22 protein-coding genes are annotated in these 25,947 nt (G+C 64.7%); 11 read left to right on the top strand and 11 right to left on the bottom strand.

The annotated features are described in order from the left end of the window. Positions 1-5 precede the first annotated feature (5 nt). Positions 6-1,157 carry a branched-chain amino acid ABC transporter substrate-binding protein gene (locus tag CI15_RS34080; RefSeq protein ID WP_062137876.1) on the bottom strand — a complete coding sequence of 384 codons (1,152 nt, stop codon included), beginning with the start codon at positions 1,155-1,157 and terminating at the stop codon, positions 6-8. Between the two features lie 415 nt (positions 1,158-1,572). Here CI15_RS34080 and CI15_RS34075 point away from each other — a divergent pair, with 415 nt between their 5' ends. From CI15_RS34075 to CI15_RS34050, 6 genes are all read left to right on the top strand, one after another. Next, positions 1,573-2,544 carry a 4-hydroxyproline epimerase gene (locus tag CI15_RS34075; protein WP_062138419.1) on the top strand — a complete coding sequence of 324 codons (972 nt, stop codon included), beginning with the start codon at positions 1,573-1,575 and terminating at the stop codon, positions 2,542-2,544. Then, a complete protein-coding gene (locus CI15_RS34070) occupies positions 2,526-3,749 on the top strand; it encodes an NAD(P)/FAD-dependent oxidoreductase (RefSeq protein WP_241496022.1) in 1,224 nt (407 codons plus the stop codon). Before CI15_RS34075 ends, CI15_RS34070 begins: the two co-directional genes overlap by 19 nt. Continuing rightward, positions 3,742-4,011: a 2Fe-2S iron-sulfur cluster-binding protein gene (locus tag CI15_RS34065; RefSeq protein ID WP_062137873.1), complete on the top strand. Its 270-nt coding sequence runs from the start codon at positions 3,742-3,744 to the stop codon at positions 4,009-4,011. Before CI15_RS34070 ends, CI15_RS34065 begins: the two co-directional genes overlap by 8 nt. Further along, positions 4,008-5,264 (top strand): NAD(P)/FAD-dependent oxidoreductase, encoded by a 1,257-nt coding sequence (locus tag CI15_RS34060; protein WP_062137870.1) that lies wholly within the window; start codon positions 4,008-4,010, stop codon positions 5,262-5,264. The genes CI15_RS34065 and CI15_RS34060 overlap by 4 nt, the downstream gene beginning before the upstream one ends. Before the next feature lie 118 nt (positions 5,265-5,382). Further along, positions 5,383-6,150 (top strand): AraC family transcriptional regulator, encoded by a 768-nt coding sequence (locus CI15_RS34055; protein ID WP_062137867.1) that lies wholly within the window; start codon positions 5,383-5,385, stop codon positions 6,148-6,150. Positions 6,151-6,336: 186 nt separating this feature from the next. After that, positions 6,337-7,281: a dihydrodipicolinate synthase family protein gene (locus CI15_RS34050; RefSeq protein WP_062137864.1), complete on the top strand. Its 945-nt coding sequence runs from the start codon at positions 6,337-6,339 to the stop codon at positions 7,279-7,281. Between the two features lie 95 nt (positions 7,282-7,376). Here CI15_RS34050 and ggt read toward each other — a convergent pair whose 3' ends face one another. The 5 genes from ggt to CI15_RS34025 all read right to left on the bottom strand — a co-directional run bounded on the left by ggt (position 7,377) and on the right by CI15_RS34025 (position 12,385). After that, on the bottom strand, positions 7,377-8,969 hold the full coding sequence (gene ggt, locus CI15_RS34045; protein ID WP_062137861.1) for a gamma-glutamyltransferase: 1,593 nt from the start codon (positions 8,967-8,969) through the stop codon (positions 7,377-7,379). Between the two features lie 176 nt (positions 8,970-9,145). After that, the gene (locus tag CI15_RS34040; protein ID WP_062137858.1) at positions 9,146-9,958 is read right to left on the bottom strand and encodes an amino acid ABC transporter ATP-binding protein; all 813 of its coding nucleotides are present in this window, start codon (positions 9,956-9,958) and stop codon (positions 9,146-9,148) included. A 1-nt stretch (position 9,959) separates the two neighbouring features. Continuing rightward, positions 9,960-10,727, bottom strand: coding sequence for an amino acid ABC transporter permease (locus CI15_RS34035; protein ID WP_062137855.1), 768 nt, complete (start codon positions 10,725-10,727; stop codon positions 9,960-9,962). Between the two features lie 13 nt (positions 10,728-10,740). Further along, positions 10,741-11,562 (bottom strand): ABC transporter substrate-binding protein, encoded by an 822-nt coding sequence (locus CI15_RS34030; RefSeq protein ID WP_206597787.1) that lies wholly within the window; start codon positions 11,560-11,562, stop codon positions 10,741-10,743. A 139-nt stretch (positions 11,563-11,701) separates the two neighbouring features. Beyond that, positions 11,702-12,385 carry a GntR family transcriptional regulator gene (locus CI15_RS34025; RefSeq protein WP_062137852.1) on the bottom strand — a complete coding sequence of 228 codons (684 nt, stop codon included), beginning with the start codon at positions 12,383-12,385 and terminating at the stop codon, positions 11,702-11,704. 498 nt (positions 12,386-12,883) lie between these two features. Between CI15_RS34025 and CI15_RS34020 the strand changes: the two genes are divergently transcribed. From CI15_RS34020 to CI15_RS34010, 3 genes are all read left to right on the top strand, one after another. Further along, positions 12,884-13,588 (top strand): response regulator transcription factor, encoded by a 705-nt coding sequence (locus CI15_RS34020; RefSeq protein ID WP_062137849.1) that lies wholly within the window; start codon positions 12,884-12,886, stop codon positions 13,586-13,588. A 199-nt stretch (positions 13,589-13,787) separates the two neighbouring features. After that, positions 13,788-15,440, top strand: a complete 1,653-nt coding sequence (locus CI15_RS34015; protein WP_062137846.1) for a CoA transferase — start codon at positions 13,788-13,790, stop codon at positions 15,438-15,440. Between the two features lie 3 nt (positions 15,441-15,443). Next, positions 15,444-16,847, top strand: a complete 1,404-nt coding sequence (locus CI15_RS34010) for a carbohydrate porin (RefSeq protein ID WP_062137842.1) — start codon at positions 15,444-15,446, stop codon at positions 16,845-16,847. 102 nt (positions 16,848-16,949) lie between these two features. Here the strand turns inward: CI15_RS34010 and CI15_RS34005 are convergent, their stop codons facing one another. Then, a complete protein-coding gene (locus CI15_RS34005) occupies positions 16,950-17,690 on the bottom strand; it encodes a response regulator transcription factor (RefSeq protein WP_062137839.1) in 741 nt (246 codons plus the stop codon). 424 nt (positions 17,691-18,114) lie between these two features. Between CI15_RS34005 and CI15_RS34000 the strand changes: the two genes are divergently transcribed. Beyond that, positions 18,115-20,733: a winged helix-turn-helix domain-containing protein gene (locus CI15_RS34000; protein WP_338152562.1), complete on the top strand. Its 2,619-nt coding sequence runs from the start codon at positions 18,115-18,117 to the stop codon at positions 20,731-20,733. 1 nt (position 20,734) lies between these two features. Then, a complete protein-coding gene (locus tag CI15_RS33995; RefSeq protein WP_062137832.1) occupies positions 20,735-22,024 on the top strand; it encodes a polysaccharide biosynthesis protein in 1,290 nt (429 codons plus the stop codon). Here the strand turns inward: CI15_RS33995 and CI15_RS33990 are convergent. The 4 genes from CI15_RS33990 to CI15_RS33975 all read right to left on the bottom strand — a co-directional run bounded on the left by CI15_RS33990 (position 22,021) and on the right by CI15_RS33975 (position 25,934). Continuing rightward, the gene (locus CI15_RS33990) at positions 22,021-22,263 is read right to left on the bottom strand and encodes a hypothetical protein (RefSeq protein ID WP_153041251.1); all 243 of its coding nucleotides are present in this window, start codon (positions 22,261-22,263) and stop codon (positions 22,021-22,023) included. The genes CI15_RS33995 and CI15_RS33990 overlap by 4 nt on opposite strands. 18 nt (positions 22,264-22,281) lie before the next feature. Then, positions 22,282-23,844, bottom strand: a complete 1,563-nt coding sequence (hutH, locus tag CI15_RS33985) for a histidine ammonia-lyase (protein WP_062137826.1) — start codon at positions 23,842-23,844, stop codon at positions 22,282-22,284. Positions 23,845-23,916: 72 nt separating this feature from the next. After that, complete coding sequence (hisC, locus tag CI15_RS33980; protein WP_062137823.1) at positions 23,917-25,068, bottom strand: histidinol-phosphate transaminase; 1,152 nt, start codon at positions 25,066-25,068, stop codon at positions 23,917-23,919. Beyond that, positions 25,065-25,934, bottom strand: a complete 870-nt coding sequence (locus tag CI15_RS33975) for an amino acid ABC transporter ATP-binding protein (RefSeq protein ID WP_062137820.1) — start codon at positions 25,932-25,934, stop codon at positions 25,065-25,067. The genes hisC and CI15_RS33975 overlap by 4 nt, the downstream gene beginning before the upstream one ends. Between the last annotated feature and the right edge of the window lie 13 nt (positions 25,935-25,947).

The following is a 25,947-nucleotide window of genomic DNA, read 5'->3' as shown; positions in this document are numbered from 1 at the left end:
GCAAATCACTGCTTCGTGCCGACGGTCTGCAACGGCACCCACTCGCCCTTAACCACCTTGTACACCGTCACGCCGCCGTACTTGAGGTCGCCATAGCTGTCATATGACAGTTCGGATGTGGTGACGCCCTTCATGTTGGTAGCCTTCAACGCGGCGAGATAAACATGCGGATCGGTCGAATCCGCTTTCTTCATCGCGTTGAAAACGGCCATCGTGCCGTCGTACGCATAGGGTGCGTAGAGTTCGACCGGCTGGTTGAAATGCGCCTTGTAGTGGTCCGCGAAGGCCTTGCCGCCCGGCATCTGCGCAAGCGGGCTGCCCTCCGACGCGGCCAGCGTGCCTTCCGCCGACGGGCCCGCAATCTTGATCAGGTTGGCCGACTGCAGCATGTCGGGGCCGATCAGCGGCGCCTTGATCGCGAGCGAGCGCATCTGTTTCAGCATCGGGGCGGCCTGGGTATCGGCGCCGCCGTAGAACACCGCATCGACGTCGGAGGACTTGATCTTGGTCAGAATCGCGCGGAAGTCGACGGCCTTATCGGTCGTGTATTCCTGATCGACGATGGTAGCGCCCGCCGCCTTCGCCGCTTTGGTGAACTCTTCGGCGACACCTTGTCCGTAGGCGGTGCGGTCATCGACGATCGCCAGCCGTTTGAACTTCAGCCCCTTCACCGCGTAGTCGCCGAGCACGCTGCCCAACTGCGTGTCCGAGGTCAGGAGCCGGAAGGTCGTCGGCAAGCCGAGGCGCGTGTACGCCGGGGCCGTGGCCATGGCGACTTCCGGGATGCCCGCCTTCGCGTAGATCGACGCCGCCGGAATGCTGGTGCCCGAGTTGTAGTGACCGATGACGGCGACCACACCGTCGTCCACCAGCTTTTGCGCCACCGTCGTGCCGGTGCGCGGATCGGCCTGGTCATCCTGCGCGTTGAGGACGAAGTGAACCGGCTTGCCGCCGATCACCGGATTCGTTGCGTTCATGTCCGCGATCGCCAACTCGACGCCGCTGCGAAAGTCCGCGCCATAGTGGGCCTGACCGCCCGTGAGAGGTGCTGCGAAGCCGATCTGCACATCGGATGGCGATGCGGCGAACGCATAGCCGCCCGTCAGGCTCGAACTCGCCAACAACGCGGCCGCTATGTATGTCATACGGTATTTCATTGCTGCTAGGCTCCTCTGATTGTGGTTTGTGCAGGTGGCTGCACCGTCAAGGGGCCTCGCGGCCACCGACCCTTTTCCGTTCCGGTTGCCCGGCGGCTAGTGCACCAATATACGAACCTGGTATCGGCCGCGTCTTGCAGGAAATAACTAACGGCAATGCAGAAATCGGCATACTCTCGATGGGGCTGGCGGGACGCATCGACGGTGTCGCTTGTCTACTCGGGTAAGCCCGTGACCACGTTGTACCGGATATGGCTCCCGTTCTTCCCCGATGGTCCGGGCTGGTCTTGCGTCATGGCGCGACCGATGAACGCTCAGCGCCCGGAATCGATGCCGCGCCGCTGTGCCGATTTCATCGCCGTCGCCGGTGTGTTCAGCCAAGACGGTGCGACTGTTGCCGCTTAAGATCAGCACCATGAAAACACTCCCTCACATCGACGTCATCGACTCCCATACCGGTGGCGAACCCACTCGTCTCGTGATTTCGGGCGGCCCGGATCTCGGTCGCGGCCCGCTCTCCGAGCGCCTTGAAATCTTCCGCCGCGACTTCGATTCCGTGCGGGCGGCGATCGTCAACGAGCCGCGCGGTTCCGACGTGATGGTCGGCGCGCTGCTGTGCGAACCGCACGACCCGTCGTGCTCGGCCGGTGTGATCTTCTTCAACAACGTCGGCTTTCTCGGCATGTGCGGTCATGGCACGATCGGCCTGATCGTGTCGCTCGCGCACCTGGGGCGCATCGCGCCCGGCGTGCATCGGATCGAGACGCCCGTCGGCGTGGTCGAAGCCGAACTGCACGACGATGGCAGCGTGACCGTGCGCAACGTCCCCGCGTACCGATACCGCACTCAGGTTCCGCTCGACGTGCCGAAACTCGGCCGCGTGCACGGCGACATCGCGTGGGGCGGCAACTGGTTCTTCCTCGTGTCCGATCACGGGCAGGCTCTCGATTTCGCGCAGGTCGAATCGCTCACCGATGCCGCGTGGACGATTCGCGAGGCGCTCGAAGCGAACGGCGTGACCGGCGCGAACGGCGCGCTCATCGACCATATCGAACTGTTCGACGAGTCGCCGACCCCGGGCGTCGACAGCCGCAACTTCGTGCTGTGCCCCGGCAAGGCTTACGACCGATCGCCGTGCGGTACCGGCACGAGCGCGAAGATCGCGTGCCTTGCCGCCGACGGCGCGCTCGCACCGGGCGCGCTGTGGCGGCAGGAAAGCATCGTCGGCAGCGTGTTCGAGGCGAGCTACGAGAGCAGCGAGGAAAGCGGCGGTGAACTCACGCCCGGTTACGTGCGGCCGAGCATTCGCGGCACCGCGCACGTGAATGCCGAAGCGAAGCTGATCTTCGCCAGCGACGATCCGTTCGCGTGGGGCATCCGGACGTGACAGGCGGTCGCTTCGACGTGGTGGTGGTCGGCGCGGGCATCGTCGGCGCTGCGTGCGCTCACGAGCTGGCTCGCCACGGCGCCGACGTCCTCGTGCTCGATCGAGCCGGCATTGGCGGGGGCGTCACGGCGGCGGGCATGGGGCACCTGGTGGTGATGGACGACAGCCCGGCCGAGTTCGCGCTGTCGTTCTGGTCGCGCAAGTTGTGGCTGGAACTTGCGCCGCGCCTCGAGCGTCGCCAGGACTTCGTACGTTGCGGCACTCTCTGGGTCGCAGCCGACGATGAAGAATACGGCCTCGCGCGTGAGCGTCGGGATTCGCTCGTGCGCCAGGGCATCGCGTGCGACATGCTGGACGCGCAGGCGTTGCGCGAGGCGGAACCGGGGCTCCGCGAGGGCTTGCGCGGCGGCATGATCGTCCCCGACGACGCCGTGGTCTACGCGCCCGCTGCCGCTGCGTGGCTGCTCGCGCAAGCGCCGCAGGCCGACCTGAAGGAACGCGGCGCCGGCCGCATAAGCTGCCGCCTCGGCACGCCCGTCGTGCGCTTGAGCCGCGACGGCGTGGTGCTCGGCAACGGCGAGACCATCGCGGCGGGTGCGGTCTTGCTCGCCAACGGCTTGCAGGCAATGGATTTCCTGCCTGACTTGCCGATGCAGGCGAAGAAGGGTCACCTGCTGATCACCGATCGCTATCCAGGCACGATCCGCCATCAGATTCTCGAACTCGGCTACATCAAAAGCGCGCACAACACGAGCGGGACGTCGGTCGCGTTCAACGTCCAGCCGCGTCCGACCGGACAATTGCTGATCGGCTCGTCGCGGCAGTTCGACAGCGTGGATCCCGCCATCGAGCCCGACATCCTGGCGCGCATGCTGCGACGTGCGAGCGACTATCTTCCGCAGCTTCCGACGCTCAATGCGATCCGCGCATGGACCGGATTCCGGCCCGCGACCAGCGACGGCTTGCCTCTGATCGGCCCGACCGCGCATTTTGCACGCGATGGCATGAGCCCCGCTTCGACGTGGCTCGCGACGGGTCACGAGGGCCTCGGCGTGACCACTGCGCTCGCCACCGCGAAGCTGATCGCCGCGCAGATGGTGGGTGCGACGGCGGACTTGCCAATCGACGCGACACCGTATTTGCCGGCGCGCTTCGGCATGAGCGGCGCGACGGCAGGCATTAGCGTGGGAGCCGCGCATGGCTGAGACTTGGCTGACGGTTCGGATCGATGGGCGTAGCGTGAATGTGGCTCAGGGCAGTTCGGTGGTGGCGGCGATCGCGCTCGCGGGTGGCGGGGCGGACGTCGTCACGCGGCGCTCGGTGGGCGGCGCGGCGCGTGGTCCGTTGTGCGGGATGGGCGTGTGCCAGGAATGCAGAGTGACCGTCGATGGTGTGCGTCATGTGCTGTCCTGTCAGACGCTTTGCGTTCAGGGCATGTCGATCGAAACAGGAAAGACGCAGAGATGAAATTCGACGTGCTTATCATCGGTGCCGGTCCGGCGGGCCTGCATGCGGCAAGCGTGGCGGCTGTAGCGGGTGCGCGGGTCGGCATCATCGACGAAAACGCGCTGCCCGGCGGCCAGATCTGGCGGCAAGGTCCTCGACATGTCCCGAAGGGCGCCGCGCGTGCGGCGATCGAGGTGCTGGCTCGCCACGACAACATCACCTGTCTGAGCGGCACGCGTGTCGTGCAGGTGCCCGGCGAGCGGCGGCTTCTTGTGGAAGACGCGACGCGCGGGTTCAGGATCGGCTACGACAAACTGATCGTCGCGACCGGCGCGCGCGAGCGTTTTCTGCCTTATCCCGGCTGGACGCTGCCTGGCGTCACGGGCGCGGGCGGACTACAGGCCCTCATCAAGGGCGGCATGCCGGTGCGAGGCGAGCGCATCGTGATCGCCGGAAGCGGACCGCTCCTTTGGGCCGCGGCCGTCACGGCGCGGGAGCAGGGCGCGCAGGTGGCGGCCATCGTCGAGCAGGCTGCCGCGGGCGACGTCAATCGCTTCGCGAGAGGTCTGGTGCGCACGCCCGCCAAGCTTGTCCAGGCGCTGCGCATGCGCTTCGATCTGCGCGCCACGCCGTACTACCGTGGCGCGTACGTTGCGGAGGCGAGCGGCGAGACAAGTGTCACGCATGTGCGCGTGCGTCGCGGCGATGACGAGATGCGCATCGATTGCGATCGGCTCGCCTGCGCGTATGGACTGGTGCCGAACCTTCAGATCGGTCTGGCGCTCGGTTGCCGCGTGGCCGACACGCCAGCCGGAGCGGCGCTCTCCGTGGATGAATGGCAGGCCACCTCGGTAGCCGATGTCTACGCGGCGGGCGAATGCACGGGCGTAGGCGGAATGGAACTGTCGGCGCTCGAAGGCCGTATCGCCGCGTACGCAGCGCTCGGCAATCGTGGCGAGGCTCGAGCGCTATTCGGTGGCCGCGAACGCTACCGGCGTTTCGCGCGGCGCATGCACGATGCCTTTGCACTCGCCCCGGCTCTGCGCACGCTCGCCGCACCGGACACGATCCTGTGCCGCTGCGAGGACGTGACATTCGGCGAGGCGTCGCAGCATCGGACGTGGCGCGACGCAAAGCTGCACACGCGCTGCGGAATGGGGCCCTGTCAAGGAAGAATCTGCGGCGAAGCGGCGGCATTCTGCTTCGACTGGGAACCGGGCGGGCAACGGGCTCCGTTTTCGCCGGCCCGCATTGCCACGCTTCTCGAGGCGTAGGAGACGCCGCATCGAGCCGACGCTGCGGCGAGCCGCAAGCCACGCACTCGATCGACGTGTAGCGCGCGAATGGCTGCGGAGGGCATAATCCTCACCCCTTGATTCATTGACGAGCGCGATGTCCGATCTGGTCCTGCCGACCGCCATGCAGGCGCAATCCCTGCAGCAAATGGTGGCCCACTTCTCGCTGCTGGAGCCGTTGTTCGACGCCATGCCTGACGTGGTCTTTTTCGTGAAAGACCATGAGGCACGGTATCTGGTCGCGAACACCACGCTTGCTACTCGCTGTGGTCTGAAGGACAAGAAGGCGCTGCTCGGCAAGACTGCCGCGGAAGTGTTTCCCGCGCGCTTTGGGCACCTCTATACGGCTCAGGACGCGAATGTCGTCCGCTCGCAAAGCCGCCTGATCGATCAGCTGGAATTGCATTTATATCCGGGAAGGCAGCCCGGCTGGTGCCTGACGTCGAAGGTGCCGCTGGTCGACAGCGAGGGGCGGGTGCTCGGCGTCGCGGGCACGTCACGAGATCTGCGCGCGGCGGAGGGTACGCATCCCGCGTATCAGCGCCTCGCTGTCGCCGCGAAAAGTATCCAGGACAATTACGCGCAGCCGATCAAGGTCGCTGATCTGGCGTCATTGATCGACATGTCGGTAGCGCAGATGGAGCGCTACTTCGACAAGATCTTCCACATCACCCCGCGGCAGATGCTGTTGAAGACACGGCTCGATGCCGCCTCCAGGCTGCTCGCGAGCGAGCTCAGCATCACCGATATCGCTACCCGCTGTGGCTATAACGACCACAGCGCGTTCACGCGACAGTTCAAGGCGACCGTGGGCGTTACCCCGACTGAATACCGCGCGCTTCTGCACGCTGCCGCAACCCGATAGTTCTTCGCTTCCCGCTGCCGCGACGATGCCGGATGCGCTGGCAGGCCTGCTTGCGGGCATTTCGGATTCCTGCCCCGCGCTCACCATTGTGCCGATTTCGTCTCTCCGGCTCAGGAAAGCGCGCAAGCCAGAGCGATTTAGAATGGTGATACTGCATGGCATCGTTCAACGTCCAAGGGGTAGCAGATGAGCAAGAATATTTTCACTGGCACGATTCCGGCTCTGATGACGCCGTGCACGGCCGATCGCACGCCCGACTACGACGCGCTGGTGGCAAAGGGGCGTGCGTTGATCGACCTCGGCATGAGCGCGGTCGTCTATTGCGGTTCGATGGGTGACTGGCCGCTTTTGAGTGAACAGCAGCGCCAGGAAGGCGTGGCGCGTCTCGTTGCCGCTGGCGTCCCGACCATCGTCGGCACGGGCGCGGTCAACTCGAAAGAAGCGGTGTCTCACGCGGCCCACGCGGCCAGGGTAGGCGCAAGCGGCTTGATGGTCATCCCGCGCGTGCTGTCTCGCGGCGCTTCGGCCGCTGCGCAGAAGGCACACTTCTCCGCGATTCTGGAGGCTGCGCCGGCACTGCCCGCCGTGATCTACAACAGCCCTTATTACGGCTTTGCCACGCGCGCCGATCTGTTCTTCGAATTGCGCGCGAAATATCCGAATCTGATCGGTTTCAAGGAGTTCGGCGGTGCCGCGGATATGCGTTACGCGGCCGAGAACATCACGAGCCAGGACGACGAAGTCACGCTGATGGTGGGCGTCGACACCCAGGTGTTCCATGGTTTCGTCAATTGCGGCGCGACGGGTGCCATCACGGGCATCGGCAATGCGTTGCCCCGTGAAGTCCTGCAACTGGTCGACCTGTGCCGCAAGGCTGCCAACGGCGATGTGGTCGCACGCCGTCGGGCGCGCGAACTGGAAGCGGCGCTCGCCGTGCTTTCGTCGTTCGACGAAGGGACCGATCTGGTCCTGTACTACAAATATCTGATGGTGCTGAACGGCGACAAGGAGTACACGCTGCACTTCAACGAAAGCGATGTGCTCAGCGAGGCCCAGCGTCGCTACGCACAGACCCAGTATGAGTTGTTCCGCAACTGGTATGCCGGGTGGTCGAAGGAAGTCAACGCCTGAGGCTGAGGCGGCCAGCGGGCCGCTTCGCACGGCCGGGCACACCTGCGCTGCGGCGCGCGGCGCAGGTGCCTATGCGTGCGTCGGATGATCCGCGCTCAATATCCCAGCGCGCAACCATCCTTGCGATGATCGGACGCGCCCATCAACACGCCTTCCTCCCAATCGATCCAGATCGCCTGCGAGCCGCCGATGGCCGTCGAAGGCGCTGAGAGCCTGAATCCGCGTTCCGTCAAGGCCGCTCGTACGGATGCCGGCATCGTCGCTTCGACGTCGACCGAGTCGGTGCCCGGACGCGGGAAGATGCGCGGCAGATCCATCGCCGACTGCATGTCCATACTGTAGTGCAGTACCTTCGACAGGAAATGCGCGTGCCCCATCGCCTGATAGTGGCCGCCCATCACGCCGAAACTCATCCGCACCCGGCCGCCTTGCGTGACCATGCCCGGGATGATCGTGTGCATCGGCCGCTTGCGTGGCCCGATCGCATTCGGATGCCCCGGCTCCACGACGAAGCTCTGTCCGCGGTTATGCAGCAGCACGCCCGAGTCCGGCGCCATCAGCCCGCTGCCGAACGGATGAAACAGCGAGTTGATGAAGCTCACGCAGTTGCGGTCCTTGTCGACGACCGTGATATACACCGTGTCTTTGTGCTCGACGGGCGTCAACGCGGGCGCGGGCGGCAAGGCCCGCGCAAGATCGATGCGGCCACGCAGTTCGTCGGCGAGCGCATCGGACAGTAGCCAGTCGACGTCGACCTTGCCGTGACGCGGATCGCCCAGCATCGCGTCGCGCATCGAATACGCGAGCTTGGCCGCTTCGACTTCGCGGTGGAGGCGGTCGGCGTCGAGCGGATCGCCGTCGGCCGCACACTTCTCGAGGATCTTCAGGATCATCAGCGCGATCACGCCTTGGCCGCCCGGCGGACATTCGACCACGTCGTAGCCGCGAAAGCTCGCGCGAATCGGCGTCACATATTCGCCGTGGTAATCGGCGAAATCGTCGAGCGAATGCAGGCCGCCGTGCGCGCGCAAATGCGCGACCATCTTCGCGGCAAGCGGGCCGCGATAGAAGCCGTCGCGTCCTTCCTCGGCGATCAGCCGCAGTGTGTTCGCCAGATGCGGCTGCCGATGCACGCTACCCTGACGCGGCGCCGCGCCATCCACCAGCATCGTCACGCGCGCCTCGGCGTCGCGCGCGAGCGTGTCGGCTTCCTGTGCCCAATCCCACGCGCTGCGCGGCGTGAGCGCGTAGCCGTCCTCCGCATAACGGATCGCCTGCGCAAACACCTCGCGCAATGGCAGGCGGCCGTGATCGCGATGCAGCGTGGTCCATGCGTGCACGGCACCCGGCACCGTGACTGCATGCGGCGAATGACGCTCGATTGCATTGACGCCCAGCTGCTGCAAGCGCTCGACGCTCGCTGCCGCCGGAGCCCAGCCTGAACCGTCGTAAGCGACGATATCGTCGGTGCCGCCGCGCGCATACAGTGCAAAGCAATCGCCGCCGACGCCTGTCGAGCCCGGCTCGACCACACATTGCACCGCGCACGCGGCGATCGCCGCATCCATCGCATTGCCGCCGGCCGCCAGCACGTTGACCGCCGCGAGCGTGGCCGCTGCGTGCGAGGTCGCCGCCATCCCGTTGCGGGCGAAAGCGAGCGATCGCCCGGGCTTCTCGAAGTTACGCATAGAAACGTTCTCCAGTTGATCGAACAGGCGCGCGCGGCGCAGGCAGATCGAGTTGCCTGAGCAGAGCGCGCGCTAAAAGAAAATCACACCGCGGCGCGCGAGGGCCGCCGCGGCGATGACAGTGATGATCGCGGTGACGACGCAACCGCGTGGTCAGGTCACGCGCAATGCGATGCTCAAAGCGCCGAATCCGGTGCAAGCAGCGGCTCGGCCTTCAGCGTGCGGCGCAGGAACGCCCGCGTGCGCGCATGGGTCGGTGCGGTGAAGATCTGCTCGGGCGGCCCTTGTTCGATCAGCTCACCCTGGTCGAGCACGACGACCCGATGCGCGACTTCGCGCGCAAATTCCATCTCGTGCGTGACGACCACCATCGTCATGCCGTCGTGCGCGAGCTCCTTCATCACCTGCAGGACCTCGCCGACCGTCTCGGGATCGAGCGCGCTCGTGGGCTCGTCGAATAGCAGCACCTTCGGCTGCATCGCGAGCGCGCGCGCAATCGCGACGCGCTGCTGCTGGCCGCCCGACAACTGCGATGGAAAGTGATCCGCGCGATCCGCGAGCCCGACGCGAGCGAGCAGTCGTTGCGCCTGTTGAACTGCCTCGTCGCGCGATACCTTCAGCACATGGACCGGCGCCTCGATCACGTTTTCGAGCGCGGTCAGGTGAGGGAACAGATTGAAGCGCTGGAACACCATGCCGATGTCGCGACGCTGCCGCGCCAGCTCACGCGCTGAATCACGCACGACCTTGCCATCGGCGCGCTCGACGAAACCGAGCAAACGGCCGTTCACACGCACCCGGCCGGCGTCGAACGTTTCGAGCAGATTCAGGCAGCGAATGAAGGTGGTCTTGCCCGAGCCTGACGAGCCGATCAGCACCACCACCTCGCCTTTGGTCACGCTCAACGAAATGCCGTTCAGCACTTTCGTCGCGCCGAACGACTTGTGAATGTCCGACGCTTCGATAATGACTTCGTCTGTCTGACTCACTTCAACGCCCTCTCAGAAGCTTCATGGTTTGCGCGCCGAACAGGCGCTGACCGGACGACGCATGCGCTTCGCCGCGACCGAAGTGCGCCTCGAGGCGGCGCTGCACGAAGCTCCACAGCGTGGTCAGCAGCAGGAAGTAGATCGCGAGAACGAGGTACAGCTCGAACACGCGGAAATTGACCGACGTGATCATCTGCGTGCTCAACATCAACTCCTGCACGCCGATCACGCTGACGAGCGTCGTGTTTTTCAGCATCACGTTGAACTCGTTGCCCATCGGCGGCACGATCACGCGCAGCGCCTGCGGCAACACGATGCGTCGCATCAGCAGCACCGATGTCATGCCGAGCGAGCGCGACGCCTCGTACTGCCCACGATCGACCGCGCTCAGACCCGCGCGGATGATCTCCGCCATATAGGCGGCCGAGTTCATGCCGAGCGCGAGCACCGCCGCCTGGATGTTGCCGGGCAGCGTGAACACGCCGAAGTCGAGATCGTGGAAGCGGAAGATGTCCGCGGCCGCGAACGCGGTGTACAGGAACACGATCTGCACGAGCAGCGGCGTACCGCGCACGGCCCAGATGTAGGCGCGCGCGATGTACTGCAGTGGACGGCTCGGCGAGAGCCGCAACAGCGCGACGCCAAGACCGAGCACGACGCCGAGCAGAATGGCGCAGACACTGATTCCGCAAGTCAGCAGCAGTCCATGCAGATACGCGGGACTGGGCGTCATCAGGAACTTGCGGAAAATCTCCCAGCTGAAGTTCATGGCGTGATCCCGCTCAGAAACGTTCGTTCTCGAGATTCCACTTGCCGAGCATCTGCGTATAGCGCTCGCTCTTCGTCAGATCAGTGGTGGCCTTCGCGACCGCGCCGGACAGCGGTTCGCCCTTGCGCGCGCCGATGCCCGTCGCGATCCGCGCGAAACCGGTCACCGCCTGCTCGAACGAATTGCCGGACACCTTCTGGAATTGCCCGGCGCTTTCGGCGGTCGTGCCGTACGCGTCGACCTGCTGCAGACGGAATGCCTGGAATGCGTCGGCGTCGGTGTTGAAGACGACGATGTTCATCGGCGGCTTATGCGCGGCGGCGAGCTTGTCGTTTTCCTTTTCGAGCAGCGAGCGCATCGTCGAGCCGTTGATCACCGCAACCTTCTGGCCGGACAGATCGTCGAGCGCATGCACCTTGCGCGGGTTGCCGCGCGGCACCATGATCGACTGGCTCGAGTACATGTAATCGATGATGTCGATGATCTCGCGACGCTCCGGCTTGTCGAACAGCTGGCCGATGATCAGGTCGCACTGATGCGCCTTGAGCGCGGGAATCAGACCGCTGAACGGCACCACGTGCCATTCGACCTTCAGATTGCCCATCGACTTCGCGACATCGCGCGCGACGTCGACCGAGAAACCCTGCGGTTGTTGCTGTTCGTCATAGAACGCGAGCGGCGGCGCGTCCATGCTCGCGCAGTAGGTGAGCGTGCCGTTCTTGAGCAGGCCGGCCGGCTGCGCTTCGCCCGCGAACGTCATGCCTGCGTGCAACAGCATGGCAACGCCTGCGTACACGGCGGCGAGACGAAAACGCGTGATCTTGTTTGCTGACATGGGCGTGGCTCCTGTTATGTCTTGTTGCGACCTGGGGTGGCCGGTTGTGAGGTGCGGTGATCCGTTGCGATGGGCGAGCGCCGGCTGCGCGATGCTGGCGCGGCGACCATGGCGCCGCTGCGAGCGTCGCAGCCAGCGGTCAGTCCCGCGGTTTGGGGGAGCCGAGAAGCGTTAGCACGCGTGGCACCGTCGATTCGATGTGCTCGCGCATGGCCTGCTCGGCAAGTTCGGGATCGCGGCTGCGCAGCGCATCGATCAGCAACTGGTGGTAGTCGCGCGCGCTCTTGCGCCTGAACGTGGCTTGCTCGATCCACAGGCGCATCGCCCCTTCGATCAAGGCGTACAGCGAACGGATCTGTTCGTACAGGCGCGTGCGACCGCTGATACCGCACAGATACTCGTGAAACGCGCAGTGACGCTGCACCCACAGATCGGTATCGCCGACGGAGGTGTCCATGTCGTCGAGCAGACGCGCCAGTGTGCGCAGATGTTCGTCGGTGCAGCGCGGGGCCGCGACGCGCATCGCGAGGCTTTCGAGCGCGACACGCATGTCGAAAATGTCTTCGAGTTCTTCGGCGCTCAGTCCACGCACGATCGCGCCGCGATTCGGGCGCAGCACCACGAGGCCCTCGGCATGCAGCCGTCGCAGCGCTTCGCGCACCGGCATGCGGCTCATCGATAGTTCCGCGGCAATCGTTTCAGCGACGATGCGCTGCCCGGTCGCAAAGCGGCCCTGCGAAATCGCGTCGAACAGATAGCGGTAGGCCGTTTGTTCGGCAGTGGTCCCGTGTTCAGGGGTTCGTGATGCGGCGGATCGATGCATGAGTTGGGGGCAAGGCGCGGGAACACGGTGACAGCATACTCAAAGTGGATTTTTGTATCCAGTTTTTCAAAAACAAATCAGGGAATGTCCTGACGGGACGCGTTGGGCCATGCGTGGGACCTCCATGTAATGCCGATGTAAGCAATCTGCGCAGCGGTGAAGCCGGTAACGGCCGCAGGCAGCAATTCGAGCAGATCGCGGCAATCGTATTTCCGCCATTTGAAAGTATCGCTTTCACGCGGCGCTCAATAACCCGACGAAGCCGATACGCAAGCGTTGCGGGCCCGTCCATGCGGACGGGGAGCGCGTCAGAAAAGTTCACAAAGTCCCGGCCGGGGAATGCCATGATTTGTGACAAATGCAAACTCTGGTGACACATGCAAACTATGAGACCGCTCACAAGGCCAATTGCGCGGGAGACCCAATGGAGTAGCGCAATCAGCGAGGCAGTCGCAATAGAGCCACCACGACAAGTCGAACGAAAAGGAAATTGTCGCGATGAAAATACTGTCCCTCGAGGACGATCACGCTCAATCAGAAGTGATCCGCGCTGTCCTTGCCGCGGAAGGTCACGAAGTCCAGACGGTACGAGAGGGGAGTGAGGCAATTCGCTATCTGGAGAATGCGACTGCCGATCTATTGGTGCTCGACTGGCAGGTATCGGATATCTCGGGTCTCGAGGTTCTCGGCTGGGTGCGCGAGCGCATCGGACGAAAACTGCCGGTACTGTTTCTGACGAACCGGACGCGCGAAGACGAAACGATAACCGCGCTCAACGCGGGCGCCGACGACTACATGATCAAGCCGGTACGCCGCCGCGAACTGGTCGCGCGTGTCAATGCATTGCTGCGCCGTGCGTATCCGCCGGTGCATCGTCACGAAACGCTGATGACGGTCGGCCGCTACACGATCGATTTCCACGCGCGGACCGTCTCGTTCGACGATCAGGTGATGGGCTTGACGACCAAGGAATTCGACGTGACCGCGGTGCTGTTTCGCAACCTCGGGCGTGTGATGCCGCGCGACATGCTCGTCAAGATGATCTGGGGGCGCGACCTCGACAAGGTCTCGAGAAGTCTGGACACGCATATCTATCGTCTGAGAAACAAGCTGCGACTCAAACCGGAGAACGGCCTGCGTTTGCGCGCGATCTATATGCACGGATATCGCCTTGAACGCGTGACGGAGGAAAGCGGCTTTTAGGAAGCTGAGGAAGGGGCGAGAGGTTTGCCGGGAGAAAAGCGAAACAAATTATATAGGTGTACGGATTAAAGAAAGGTTCGAGTCGTGGTCGGAGAAGGCGTTTCACCCCTATCGCTGTGAAAAGGCACGCGTGTCTGAATAGATCTGTAGATCAACCATTCGTTTCGTCGAATTCAAGGCGGACCACCAGGAGGTTGTAATGTCGGATTTCAATATCGAGCGCAGGGACTTTCTCAGGGAAACGGGCGCGGCGGCGCTGGGCATCGCGCTAACGAGCACGATTGGCTCAGGCGCTTATGCGCAGACCTCCGCAGCCACTCAGCCGTTCGATATCGACAAGGCGTTTGCGCAGTACATGCATGACATTGGCGCCACGCCTGGCGACGCGGGCGGCAAGGTCGTATTCACCGGGCGCGATCCGATCGTGCGCAGTCATGCGCTGATCGGTTCCTGTATGGCGATTCCGGCGATGGGGGCGGGGGTGCTGTCGGCGGCGATCTGGTCCGATCGCACGGGGCAACCGCAGGACGTCAAGGTGGATTTGCGCGAAGCCGTCTATAACGTCAATCCGTTGCTCGGCATCATCATGAAAGTCCGCATCGCGATGGGCGTAGTGCCGGCCGACGATGCGGTCGCGAGAAATTTCTCGTTCGAACCGACGGTCAATGGACGCTGGTATCAGGCCCCGCTCGGGGTCGGCAATCCGATCACTTTCCAGGCTTTTCCGACCAAAGACGGCCGCATGTTCACGCTGAGCGGGCCGTATCCTCATCTGATGGACCGGATCGTCAAGATGCTCAAGACCTATCCGGATCGCAAGGCCATCGCCCACAGTATCAAGCAATGGAATTCCGCCGATCTCGACGAGGCGATCGGCACCGCGCGCGTTTGCGGCGGCATGCATCGAACCGCGGCGGAATGGCTGCGTCATCCCCAGGGCAAGTATCTCGCCGGCGTGCCGCTGATCGAAATCGTCAAGGTCGCCGATTCGGCGCCGATTCCCTATACCGACAAACCGACCCAACCGCTGTCCGGCATCAAGGTGCTGTCGCTCACGCACGTGATCGCGGGGACGACCGCGGCCCGCACGCTCGCGGAGCAGGGCGCGCAGGTCTTGCACATCGCGCGGGATCAGTCTTTCGAGCACGAAGCTCTGGTCACCGACGTCAATGTCGGCATGCGCTCGACCTTCCTCGATCTGACGAAGGCCGCCGACAAGCAGGCGCTGACGGCGCTGCTGCCGCAGGCCGATGTGTTCATCGAAGGCTTTAGCGGGCGCAGCGCGGAGCGGCTCGGCTTCGGCGTGGAGGAAGTCGCGCGTCAGCGCCCCGGTGTCATCTATCTGTCGGTGCGCTGCTACGGCTGGGACGGCCCGTGGCGCGACCGCCCGGGCTTCGACATGGAAGGCCTGACGGTGACCGGCTTCACGATGCGTGAGGGCGGCGGTCATCCTGAGTTTCCTTCGACCTACGATGACACCGAAGGCGTCGCCGGGCGGCCCCCGGCTTTCCCGCCGACGCTCGTGATGAACGACTACATCGCAGGCTATATCGGCGCGAGCGGTGTTCTCGCCGCGCTACGGCGCCGCGCGAAGGAAGGCGGCAGCTACCACGTGCGAGTCAGCCTCGCGCGTTCGGCGATGTGGTTTCAGAGTCTCGGCTTCATCGCGGATACCCACTTCACGCCGAGCGCCGAGCAGATGATGGTGCCGCCCGAAACCGTGAACGGGCTCAGCGCTTACGGCGAGATTCATCGTCTGGCGCCGCTCGCGAAGCTGTCGAAGACGCCGGGGCGTTGGCGCGATCCGCTCGTCGTCGTTCGCGGCAGCGATTCGCCGGTATGGGAGTCGTGAGCCATGCGCCATCTCATCGATACGGAGTCGCGCCGCTGGCCCAGGCCGATCGCGATCGCCGCCGCGCTGGCGCTCGCTGGAGGCCTCGCGCCGCCCGCCATCGCGCAGGCGTTGCCTGGATCGGCGGACGAGCCAACTGTCGCGGAAGCGACGCCTGCGACGGCCGAAGCCGCGACTAAAGACGCCGCCAATGGCGCCGCCCACGACGTGACGCCCACAGTTCCCCTGTACCCGGATCTGCTCGATGGCACGCTTTCGGCCGGCGGCGATCTGCTGGATGACGAAACACCGCAACGCGGCTTCTTCAGGGCACCGACCATGCTCGATCCGTGGTTCGCGTGGAAGCGCGAACTGCGCGAAAAGTACGGCTTCTCGTTCGGTGGTTCGTGGATGGTGTTGTGGCAGAACTATTCGAGCAGTCCGATCGATCAGTTCAATGCGGTGGGCAGCAAGCTGACGCTGAATTTTTCATACGATCTGCTGAACCGCAACCAGCCCAACGCGCTCGCGATCGACATGGCCGTCGAAGACCGGCGCGCGCTCGGCACCAATCTGCCGCCGCTGCAGGCCGGCCTGGGCGCGGGTTCGGCGGTGCCAACCGCGGCGACGTATGGGCAGTTCGACATGGGTATCACGCAGTTGTATGTCCGTCAGAATCTGTTCGAGAACCGCTTCCAATACACGATCGGCAAGGTGTTCGCGCCGAACTTCATCGACGCGTATCCGTTCTTCGACGACAACCGCCAGTTCCTGAGTCAGTCGTTTTCGACGAGTCCGAGCATCGCGTCGCCGCTGCGGGGCTTCGGTGCGGTGGCGGCCTGGTATCCGACATCGACCGGGCTTTACATCAAGCCCGGCATCTTCACGTCGAATAGCAGCGACACGGGCAGCACGATCAACGACTTCTTCAGCAAGAACGAGCACTTCTACATGCTGGAAGTGGGCCTCAGCAGTCTGGCTCGCTCGGGCACGCCGATTCAGGCGCGCGGTCCGATGGACAGCGACAACATTCACCTGACCGGGTGGTACAAGAATCCGCAGGAGGAAATAGGCATGCCTCGCGCGTACGGTGTCGCGTTCAACGCGAACTATACGGTGGGCAACAACCTGATGTGGTTCACGCGGGCGGGCTGGTCCGATGGCTGGCTGATCGATCGCGCGGCGGCGGTCGGCCTCGGCTGGCGGCCGACGCAGCAGCACAACGATCTGTTCGGCGTGGCGGTTGGCTGGGCCCGTCCGGCGAACCACGTCCTCGATAGTCAGTACACGGGCGAAATCTTCTACCGGTTCCAGGTCACGCCGAACTTCGCGATTACGCCGGACTTCCAGGCCGTCGTCCATCCGGCGCTCAATCCGGGAACGAATGTACTGTGGGTGGTTAGCATGAGAAGCCGGATCGTTTTCTGAACGAAGAAGCCACTCCGCTTATGGAAGCGGAGTGGCTTTTTATTGCCGGGACTGGTGAGCTGTCTGGTGCTGGGCGATGCGAGGGCAAAGGGAGATACGCTTCTATACGTTTTCTACATCGGCTTCTTTTTCCGTATTGGCGTCGTTGCTTGCAATGCGCGGACGCACTTCGTCGAACCGGTAGCCGTGCATATAGATCGCGGTGAGGCGTACGCCGTTTTCAGGCTTGAGTGCGAGCTTGCGCCGCAGACGGTACATGTGCGTATCGATGGTGCGCGACGTGCCATTCAGATCGCGACCCCAGCCGAGCGAGGCCAGAGAATCGCGTGAGACGATCTTGTTGGCGTTTTCGAAAAAATGGGCGATCAGCGTGAATTCCTTGACCGTCAGACTGATTGGCCGATCGCGCAGCGAAATGCTGCGATCGGTCAGATTCAGCGTGTAATCGCCGATGCACAGCAGGTCCGCAATCTTGCGCTGTTTCGCGATCCTGCGTGCGAGCGCGTTGACGCGTGCCGCCAGTTCCGGCGCGCGGGCTGGCTTGAAGACATATTCATCGGCGCCCGCCTCAAGTGCGCGCACGATATCGACGTCGAATAGGCGACCGGTCAGGAATAGCACGGCCGGTTCGTCGCCGAGCGTGTTGCGGATCCATTGCAGCAGGTCGAGGCCGCTCATCCGCGGCAATTGCCAATCGACGATCACGAGGTCGACAGGATGGCCACGCAGGAAGCGCACCGCCTCTTCGCCGCTGCCGACCCGGCTGATGTCGTGGTCGCGATGCAAGGCCGCGTAGACCGCCTGGGCCTCGGTCGGATCGTCTTCGATGAGCAGGATATTCATGGTCTCGCTAGACTAAACATTGACCATTTTTCACGGTAGCCCCCCGATCGGGGAGTGACGACGCATCGCCATGGGGAGGTGTTTCACCCATGGAGGGCCCTGCGGATGAAGGCGTTGGGCGCCTATCGGGCCAACTGGAAAGGCGATTGATCTTGATGCATTCGAGATAAACATTGACAATTGCGACTACCACCCACGAGTCAACGGCATGCGTCCATCCATGCCGCTCAGCGTGCTTTAAGAGCCGGATATCAGTCGACTTGATTAGCGTAAGAATATGCCAGTGGAAGTCTCGCACGAGAGTGGTCGCCAAATATGGAACGTGGCGCTGATTCAGACAAAAATGGCGCCGCCGCGGTTGCCGCCATCCTGTGTCGAACGTCCTGCGTTGTACGAACGGTTGCAGGCCAGAGGCAGCCGCAGCGTGACGATGGTTTGCGCGCCGGCGGGCTTTGGTAAAACGACGCTGCTGGCAAGATGGACGACGACGCTGCTGGAGCAGAAGAACATCGTCGCGTGGCTCAGCGTGGATGCCGAGGACGATGATCCGGAGCAATTCGCGGCCTACCTCGTCGCGGCGTTCTGCCGTGTGTCGACGCAGGTCGGTCAGCAGGCGCACCAGCTTCTCACGCACGATATGCTGACGCGCGTCGATACGGTCGTTTCGGTGTTGCTCAACGAAATCGCGGCCTGCAAGCGCGACGTGTCGCTCGTGCTCGACGACGTCGACCGGCTGAGTTCGAAACCGGTGCTCGCGCTCGTATCGCGCATGCTGCGCTATGCGCCCGACAATCTGCACGTGCTGTTCGGCTCGCGCGGCGATCCCGCGATGCTGTTCGGCCAGCTCGGCAGTCCGGAGAGGCTGACCCGCCTCGGTGTCGAGGACCTGCGTTTTTCGGTCGAGGATGCCCATACGTTTTTTTCGAAGTCCGGAAGGATCGCGCTCGATCGTTCGAGCGTCGAGCTGTTGAACAGTGCGACCGAAGGATGGGTCGCGGGCTTGCAGGTCGCCTCGCTGACGCTGCGAGCACCGAGCGATGCGGCGAAGGTCGCGAAAAGCCTGACCGGCGCGCGGCTGGGCACCGATGCTTATCTCGACGAAGCCGTGCTGTCGTATCTGCCCCCGCCGATTCTGGATTTTCTGCTGCGCACGTCGATTCTTGACCGGCTCGGCGCGGGTGTCTGCGACGCGGTGATGGGCAAGGGCGCGCGGAGCTGGCAGCGCCTCGAATGGCTCGAACAGCACAACGTATTCATTCGTCCGCTCGACGAGGAACGCCAATGGTTTCGCTGCCACGCGCTGATGGTCGATGCACTCAGGCGGCGGGCGTCCCGTCAGCTCGCCGACGAGCTGCCGCTACTACATCGCCGTGCGAGCCAATGGCTGGCCGCCGCGGGGCTGTGGCAGGAAGCGGTGAAACATGCGCTTGCCGAAGGCAACCTCGAAAACGCCGCGCAATGGGTCGAAAACTGCGCGATGGCGATGGTCGAGCATGGCGATGCGCATACGTTGCTCGGCTGGATCGCGAAGCTGCCGCCCGCGCTGATCCAGAGAAATCTGCGTATTCGCACCGCGCGTGCTCTGGCGTTGGCGGCGGCAATGGAGAACACGGCTGCCGCGGAGGAAATCGAATCGGTCGCCGCGCGGATCGCGAATAGCCGTGGCAAGGCACGAGAAAAAGCCGAAGCCGCCTTGCCGGAGGTCAACGCGGTGCGCGCGCTCATTGCGATCACCAACGACGAGAGCGAACGTTCATTGGAGTTCGGCCGGGCCGCGGCGATGTCCGCGTCGTCATCGGGGCACTGGGTGACCCGGCTTGCGATGACCGCGCAGATCCACGGTCTCAGTTACGCGGGCCAACTCGAAGAGGCGCGCAAGGTCTGGCGACTGACCGCGTCGACCGACGACAATCCCACGCCGGTCTTCGAAAACGCCTATCGGGAATACCTGTTCGCGCTGGCGCTGCTCGTTCACGGCGAGATGGCCGAGGCGTTGCGGTTTTGCGAAGGCGTGCTGCCGGGCATCGAACAGATCATAGGGCGCAGTTCGGGCGTGGCGGCCGGTTTCGCGGGCTTCCTGACGTCCATCTACTATGAGCGCAATGACTTGAGCCGCGCGCGCGCGATCATCACCGAGCGTGCGACGGTCCCGATGGATTCCTGTCCGCCGAGCGGACTGATGCGGCTGATGCGCACGTCCGCGCGCTTTCTCGCGCGCGACGGCGACATGGACGCCGCGTTGGCGATCATCGAAGAACGAAGGCAGCTCGCGGTGACGCGCAATGCGCTGCGGCTGCAGGTCAATTGCGATGCGGAAACAGTGCGGATTCTGCTGCTGCAAGGGCAACTCGCGCGCGCCCGGCGCATCGCGGAGGCGTCGAGCAAGACGGTACCGATGCTGTGCGCGGGGCGTGCGGGCACCTTCCTCGAAACGCGCGCGACTCACGCGATGCTGCTCGCCCGTGTGCTGATCGCCGGCAACGAGGCCGAGCGTGCGCCGGCCATTCTCGCGACCGTGCGCGACGAGATCGCCGCGCACGGCTGGAAGTACCTCGACGGGTCGCTGTCGGCCTTGCTCGCGCTCGCGTTCGAGCGCGGCGATATGCATCAGCAGGCGTGCGTCGAGCTCGATCGCGCGCTGAAGCTCGGCGCGAGCGCTGGAATGATCAACACGTTCGTCGACGAGGGCGAGCCGATGTACGCGTTGCTGCGACGCTTCATGGAAAGTTCGCCGGCCAGTACCACGCGCGCGCATGCGGCGCTCGTCGAGCGTCTGTTCGCCGCGTTCGATGGGCAGGGTGAGCCGTCGCCCGCGGAGTCCGGCGATCGTGTCGCGAGCGCAGCGGACGTGCTCAGCGCGCGCGAGCTCGAGATTCTCACCTGCGTCGCGCGCGGCTTGTCGAACAAGGAAGTCGCGCGCGAACTTCAGGTCACCGCCGAGACCGTGAAGTGGCACCTGAAGAGGATCTTCGACAAGCTCGGCGTCGGTTCACGGATAGAGGCGGTGCAGATCGGCTTGCAGCTGTCCCGGCGTCCTGACTAGGATGACCGCCTTGGATCGGGCGGCGAAACAGGTTTCGGCGCTGGCTATCGCCGGGCAGGCGGTCGCTTATCTGCTCGCGGTGATTCTCGCGCGACGGCTCGGGGTCGAAGGCTTCAAGGTGTATGTGGTCGCATCGTCCACCTTCATCGTGCTCGTGATGCTCGCGCCGCGCGGCTTCGACAAGTTCACGCTGCGCCTGCTGCCGGTGCTGCTCGACAAGGGCGACTGGCAACGTGCGCGCGGCTATCTGCGTTTTGGCGCATGGCGCACCGTGTGGAGCGCGGTGTGCCTGGCGGGCGTCGCGGGTCTGTGGGCCGGTTTCGCGGACGGCTTGCAGGGGCAGACCCGGCTCGCGCTGATCGTCAGCTGCGCGTTCGTTCCGATCGGCGCCTTCGTTCACCTCGCTCAGGAAGTGTTGACCGCGCTCGGACGCGGCCTTGCCGCCACCGCGATTTTCCGGCTCGTGGTGCCGTGTCTCGTGCTGGCGACGCTTGGCGTCCTGTTCGCGGTCCGGCTGCCCGTGAGCGGCGCCGTCGCGGTCGGTTGCTGGGGTGTGGCGTGGGTCGTCGCGCTCGCGATCATGCTGAAGCTGGTTCGCCGTCATACGCCGCCGCAGGTGTGGCAGGCGACGGCGCTTGAAGATGCGCAAACGTGGGAAGCCGACGCACGGCCGTTCTGGATCTATCGGATGTCCATGGCGGTGCTGGGGCAGGCGGGCGTGATCGTGCTCGACTGGTTGCAACCGTCGGCGGGCGCGGTCGGCGCGTATGCGGTCGCGATGGGCGTGGCGGGCATCGCGCAGGTGCTCGCCACAGCGACCAATCGTCTGTACGCGGGGCAGCTGGCGATCCTGCTGGAGCAGCGCAATGTCGACGCGATCCAGTCGCTGCGGCGCAAGCGGCTGCGATGGCTGGCGGCGCCGCTCGTCGCATATCTTGCGTTGGCCTTCGGCTTGACGCGCGAACTGCTCGCGCTGTTTCGCCCGGAGTTCGCGGACGAAGGCCTCGTCGCATTACGCCTGCTCGCGTTGACGGCGGCCTTCGTCGTGCTGGTCGCGATGGCGCCGACGTATCTGAAGTACCGCGCGCAGCATCGCGTGCTCTATGCGAGCGTTGCAGCGGCCGCGTGCGTGCAGGTCGTGTTGCTGTTGCTGCTCGTGCCACGCATGGGTGCAACCGGTGCCGCGTTGGCCTACGCGATCGCGATGGGCGGCCTGTACGGCAACCTCGCACGCATCGCGCGCAGGGAACTGCGGCGGATGCGCATTCACGGTGCGCCGCAAGCCGGCTAAGAGCGTACCGGTTGCGCCGCGCCCGACACGGTCACTTTGCAGCGCACCGGCAGCAAGCCGAATCGCGCGATGCCTTCGGCGATCGCCGCGCGGATCGTGCGAAACGATCGGGGCGACGCGAGTTCCGCGTGACCGTCGGCGGCATCGGCCCAGACGAGGATAAAGCGTGTGCGTTGCTCGTTGTCGCGCACCTGCAACTGCCGGCGTGGAGATGAGAGGGGAGCGCGTGTTGCAGTCATAGGCGCACGCTCCGGCCTTCACGCGCTTCGAGCGCTCGCCGCGCGATGACTCGGCAACAGACGCGCCACCGTTTCGGGCGCCTCGATCGTCGACACCCACGCTTTCATCGCGGCGATATCGTCGGCGAAGAAGCGGTCCTTGTCGTAGAAGGCGACGTCCTCGCGAATCCGGCCGATCACGCGCTCCAGCGTCGACGTCGAGCGCAACGGCCGATGAAAGTCGATACCTTGCGCGGCCGCCATCGCCTCGATGCCGACCACCACGCCGGTGTTCTCCGCCATGTCGCCCAGCCGCCGCGCGGCGTAGGTCGCCATCGACACGTGATCCTCCTGATTCGCCGAGGTCGGCAGACTATCGACGCTCGCCGGATGCGCGAGCGACTTGTTCTCCGAGGCGAGCGCCGCGGCGGTCACCTGGGCGATCATGAAGCCCGAATGCAGGCCACCGTCGCTGACGAGGAACGGCGGCAGACCCGACAGGTTCGAATCGAGCAGCAACGCAAGCCGCCGCTCGGACAGCGCGCCGATTTCGGCGATCGCGATCGCGATGTCGTCGGCCGCGATCGCCACCGGTTCCGCATGGAAGTTGCCGCCCGACAAGACGTCGCCTTCGTCGGCGAACACGAGTGGATTGTCCGAGGCCGCGTTCGCTTCGATGCGCAGCACCTCGGCCGCATGACGGAGCTGGTCGAGGCACGCGCCCATCACCTGCGGCTGGCAGCGGATCGAGTAAGGGTCCTGCACCCGTCCACAGTCGCGATGCGATGCGACGATCGCGCTATCGTCGAGCAAGGTGCGGTAGGCGGCGGCCACGTCGATCTGGCCACGCTGGCCGCGCGCCGCGTGGATGCGCGCATCGAACGGCACGAGCGAGCCCTTGATCGCTTCGAGCGACAGCGCGCCCGCGAGCATTGCCGAGGCGAACACGTCTTCCGCCGCGAACAGGCCGACCAGCGCGAGCGCGGTCGACACCTGGGTGCCGTTCAGAAACGCGAGCCCTTCCTTCGGACCGAGCTGCAACGGTTCGAGACCGGCATACCGCAAGCCTTCGAGCGCGCTCACGCGTTCGCCGCGAACGCGCGCGTCGCCGAGACCGATCAGCATCGAGGTCATATGCGCGAGCGGCGCGAGATCGCCCGATGCGCCGACCGAGCCTTTCGACGGAATGCACGGATAGACCCCCGCGTTGACGAGGCGCACGAGCGCGTGCACCGCGTCGGGCCGCACGCCCGAATGTCCGCGCGCGAGGCTGATCGCCTTGAGCGTCATCACGAGCCGCACGGTGCTGTCGGGCAGCAGATCGCCGGTGCCGGCACTGTGCGACAGCACGAGATTGCGTTGCAGTTCGGTGAGCTTGTCCGGCGCAATGACCGTTTGCGCCATCTTGCCGAAGCCCGTGTTGATGCCGTAGACGACCGCGCCGCGCGCGATCACGTCGTCGACCACCGCGTGGCTGCGTTCGACCGCGGCAAACGCGCGCGGATCGATCGCGATCGGCCCGCGTTCGCGCAGCACGGTGCGCAATTGATCGAGCGTGACCTCGCCGGGCACGAGGGTGAGAGCGTTGTCGACTTGAGTCATGACTGTCTGCCAGAGAAATGGAATAGAGGCGGATGCCATCGAGCTGTCGCGCACGACGGCGAACCAGCGGAGTCAGAGAAGTTCGGCGGGCATGCCGTTGATCTGCCTTTGCGCGGTGCGTTCGAGTGCGTCGATGAACATATCGTTATCCTCGCGACTGCCGATCGATACGCGCACGCAACCGGTATATCCCGGTTCGCGCCACGGCTTGACGATCACGCCTTCGCGCAGCAGACGCTGCGACAGCGCGAGCGCATCTTCGTGCGCATCGAAAAACAGGAAGTTCGCGCACGAACGCGCGGGCGCGTAGCTCAGCGCGACGAGCGCCGCGCGCATGCGTTCGCGCTCGGCGCTGACGTGTTCGACGCTCGCTTCCACATGCGCGGTGTCGGCGAGTGCCGCGAGCGCCGCACACTGCGCGAGGTGGTTGATGTTGAACGGCGTGCGCACGCGGTTCATCAGATCGGTGAGTCGCGCATCCGACGCGAGACCGTAACCGATGCGCAGTCCCGCGAGCCCGTAGGCTTTCGAAAACGTGCGCAGCAGCAGCCACGGCAGGCCCGATTCCGCGAGCAGCGCGAGGCAGTCCGCGTAGCCCGGCGTCGCGCTCGCGTACTCGTAATACGCTTCGTCCCACAAGACGAGCGTACCGGGCGGCACGCACGACAGCAGACGCTTGATCTGCGCCGCGTCCATCGTGCAGCCCACCGGATTCGACGGATTGCTGATCACGAGCATGCGCGTGCGCCGCGTCAGCGCCGCGCAGAGCGCATCGACGTCGAACTCGAGTCCGCGCATCGGCACGGCAATCACGCGCGCGCCGACACTCTGCGGGCAGATCACGTGCAGACCGAACGACGGCACCACGGTGACGACCTCGTCGCCCCGCGCCAGAAAGGTATGCGCCGCGACCGACAGCAGATCCTCGGAACCGTTGCCGAAAACGAGTCGCGCGCCGTCGACGCCGAAGCGCTCGGCAAGCGCCGCGCGCAACGCGCCGCAGGCGGGATCGGGATAGATCGCGACGCCATCGGCGAGCGCGCGGGCCAACGCCGCATCGACACGCGCGCTCGCGCCGAACGGGTTTTCGTTGCTGGCGAGCTTCGCTATGCGGGTCAGGCCGAACTGCTGACGCACATGCGCGGCAGACAACCCCGCGTTATACGCGGGCAGGCCGAGGATGTCGGGGCGCAGCGCCTGGATCAGTGCATCGGTTGGGGTCATGCGGGCTCCGTGTCGTTGTTGCGCGTCCAGAACGCGTTGCGGTCGAAGTAGTTCTGCAGGAACTGCCGCAGACGCGGTTGCGACGCGTCGTGAAAAACCTGTTGCGGCGAGCCTTGCACGGCGATGCGCCCCTGATCGATGAACACGACCTTGTCGGCGACCTGCGCGGCGAAGCCCATTTCGTGCGTGACGACCACCATCGTCATGCCGTCGCGCGCGAGTTGCTTCATCACCTGCAGCACTTCGCCGACGAGTTCCGGGTCGAGCGCCGAAGTCGGTTCGTCGAACAGCATGATGTGCGGCTCCATCGCGAGCGCGCGCGCAATCGCCACGCGCTGCTGCTGACCGCCCGAGAGCTTCGCCGGATACGCGTCGGCGCGATGCGCGAGGCCGACCGTTTCGAGCATCTTCATGCCGCGCTGCCGTGCTTCGTCGGCCGACATGCCGCGCACGCGTTGCAACGCTTCCATCACGTTGCCGAGCGCGCTCATGTGCGGCCACAGGTTGAACTGCTGGAACACCATGCCGACATTGCGGCGCACGCGGTTGATCTCGCCTTGCGAGGCGCGCACGCGGCGGCCGTTGCGCTCGGTGTAGCCGAGCAGTTCGCCCTCGACGAGCACGTCGCCGCGATCGTAGGTTTCGAGCGCGGCGATGCAGCGCAGCAGCGTGCTCTTGCCCGAGCCCGACGGGCCGATGATGCAGACGACTTCGGACTTGTTGACGTCGAGATCGACACCGCGCAGTACTTCGATGTCGCCGAAGCGCTTGCCGAGTTGACGTACTTCGATCAGCGGCTGACGCGTGGGCGCGCCCGCGGGGGCCGTCGCCGCGGCGCCGCCCGGTATTTCAGTGAAGGCATTCATGATGGGGAAAGTC

The sequence above is a fragment of the Paraburkholderia monticola genome (assembly GCF_001580545.1).
GTDB classification, from domain to species: Bacteria; Pseudomonadota; Gammaproteobacteria; order Burkholderiales; family Burkholderiaceae; genus Paraburkholderia; species Paraburkholderia monticola.
The sequence above is the reverse complement of the archived record's forward strand: the minus strand, read 5'-3'. Positions and strand labels throughout refer to the sequence as shown.

Bases quoted from the DNA above. Each gene is read 5' to 3' on its own strand.
- CI15_RS34080 (WP_062137876.1), bottom strand. From the start codon at position 1,157: ATGAAATACCGTATGACATACATAGCGGCCGCGTTGTTGGCGAGTTCG.
- CI15_RS34075 (WP_062138419.1), top strand. From the start codon at position 1,573: ATGAAAACACTCCCTCACATCGACGTCATCGACTCCCATACCGGTGGC.
- CI15_RS34065 (WP_062137873.1), top strand. From the start codon at position 3,742: ATGGCTGAGACTTGGCTGACGGTTCGGATCGATGGGCGTAGCGTGAAT.
- CI15_RS34060 (WP_062137870.1), top strand. From the start codon at position 4,008: ATGAAATTCGACGTGCTTATCATCGGTGCCGGTCCGGCGGGCCTGCAT.
- CI15_RS34055 (WP_062137867.1), top strand. From the start codon at position 5,383: ATGTCCGATCTGGTCCTGCCGACCGCCATGCAGGCGCAATCCCTGCAG.
- CI15_RS34050 (WP_062137864.1), top strand. From the start codon at position 6,337: ATGAGCAAGAATATTTTCACTGGCACGATTCCGGCTCTGATGACGCCG.
- ggt (WP_062137861.1), bottom strand. From the start codon at position 8,969: ATGCGTAACTTCGAGAAGCCCGGGCGATCGCTCGCTTTCGCCCGCAAC.
- CI15_RS34035 (WP_062137855.1), bottom strand. From the start codon at position 10,727: ATGAACTTCAGCTGGGAGATTTTCCGCAAGTTCCTGATGACGCCCAGT.
- CI15_RS34030 (WP_206597787.1), bottom strand. From the start codon at position 11,562: ATGTCAGCAAACAAGATCACGCGTTTTCGTCTCGCCGCCGTGTACGCA.
- CI15_RS34025 (WP_062137852.1), bottom strand. From the start codon at position 12,385: ATGCATCGATCCGCCGCATCACGAACCCCTGAACACGGGACCACTGCC.
- CI15_RS34020 (WP_062137849.1), top strand. From the start codon at position 12,884: ATGAAAATACTGTCCCTCGAGGACGATCACGCTCAATCAGAAGTGATC.
- CI15_RS34015 (WP_062137846.1), top strand. From the start codon at position 13,788: ATGTCGGATTTCAATATCGAGCGCAGGGACTTTCTCAGGGAAACGGGC.
- CI15_RS34010 (WP_062137842.1), top strand. From the start codon at position 15,444: ATGCGCCATCTCATCGATACGGAGTCGCGCCGCTGGCCCAGGCCGATC.
- CI15_RS34005 (WP_062137839.1), bottom strand. From the start codon at position 17,690: ATGAATATCCTGCTCATCGAAGACGATCCGACCGAGGCCCAGGCGGTC.
- CI15_RS33995 (WP_062137832.1), top strand. From the start codon at position 20,735: ATGACCGCCTTGGATCGGGCGGCGAAACAGGTTTCGGCGCTGGCTATC.
- CI15_RS33990 (WP_153041251.1), bottom strand. From the start codon at position 22,263: ATGACTGCAACACGCGCTCCCCTCTCATCTCCACGCCGGCAGTTGCAG.
- hutH (WP_062137826.1), bottom strand. From the start codon at position 23,844: ATGACTCAAGTCGACAACGCTCTCACCCTCGTGCCCGGCGAGGTCACG.
- hisC (WP_062137823.1), bottom strand. From the start codon at position 25,068: ATGACCCCAACCGATGCACTGATCCAGGCGCTGCGCCCCGACATCCTC.
- CI15_RS33975 (WP_062137820.1), bottom strand. From the start codon at position 25,934: ATGAATGCCTTCACTGAAATACCGGGCGGCGCCGCGGCGACGGCCCCC.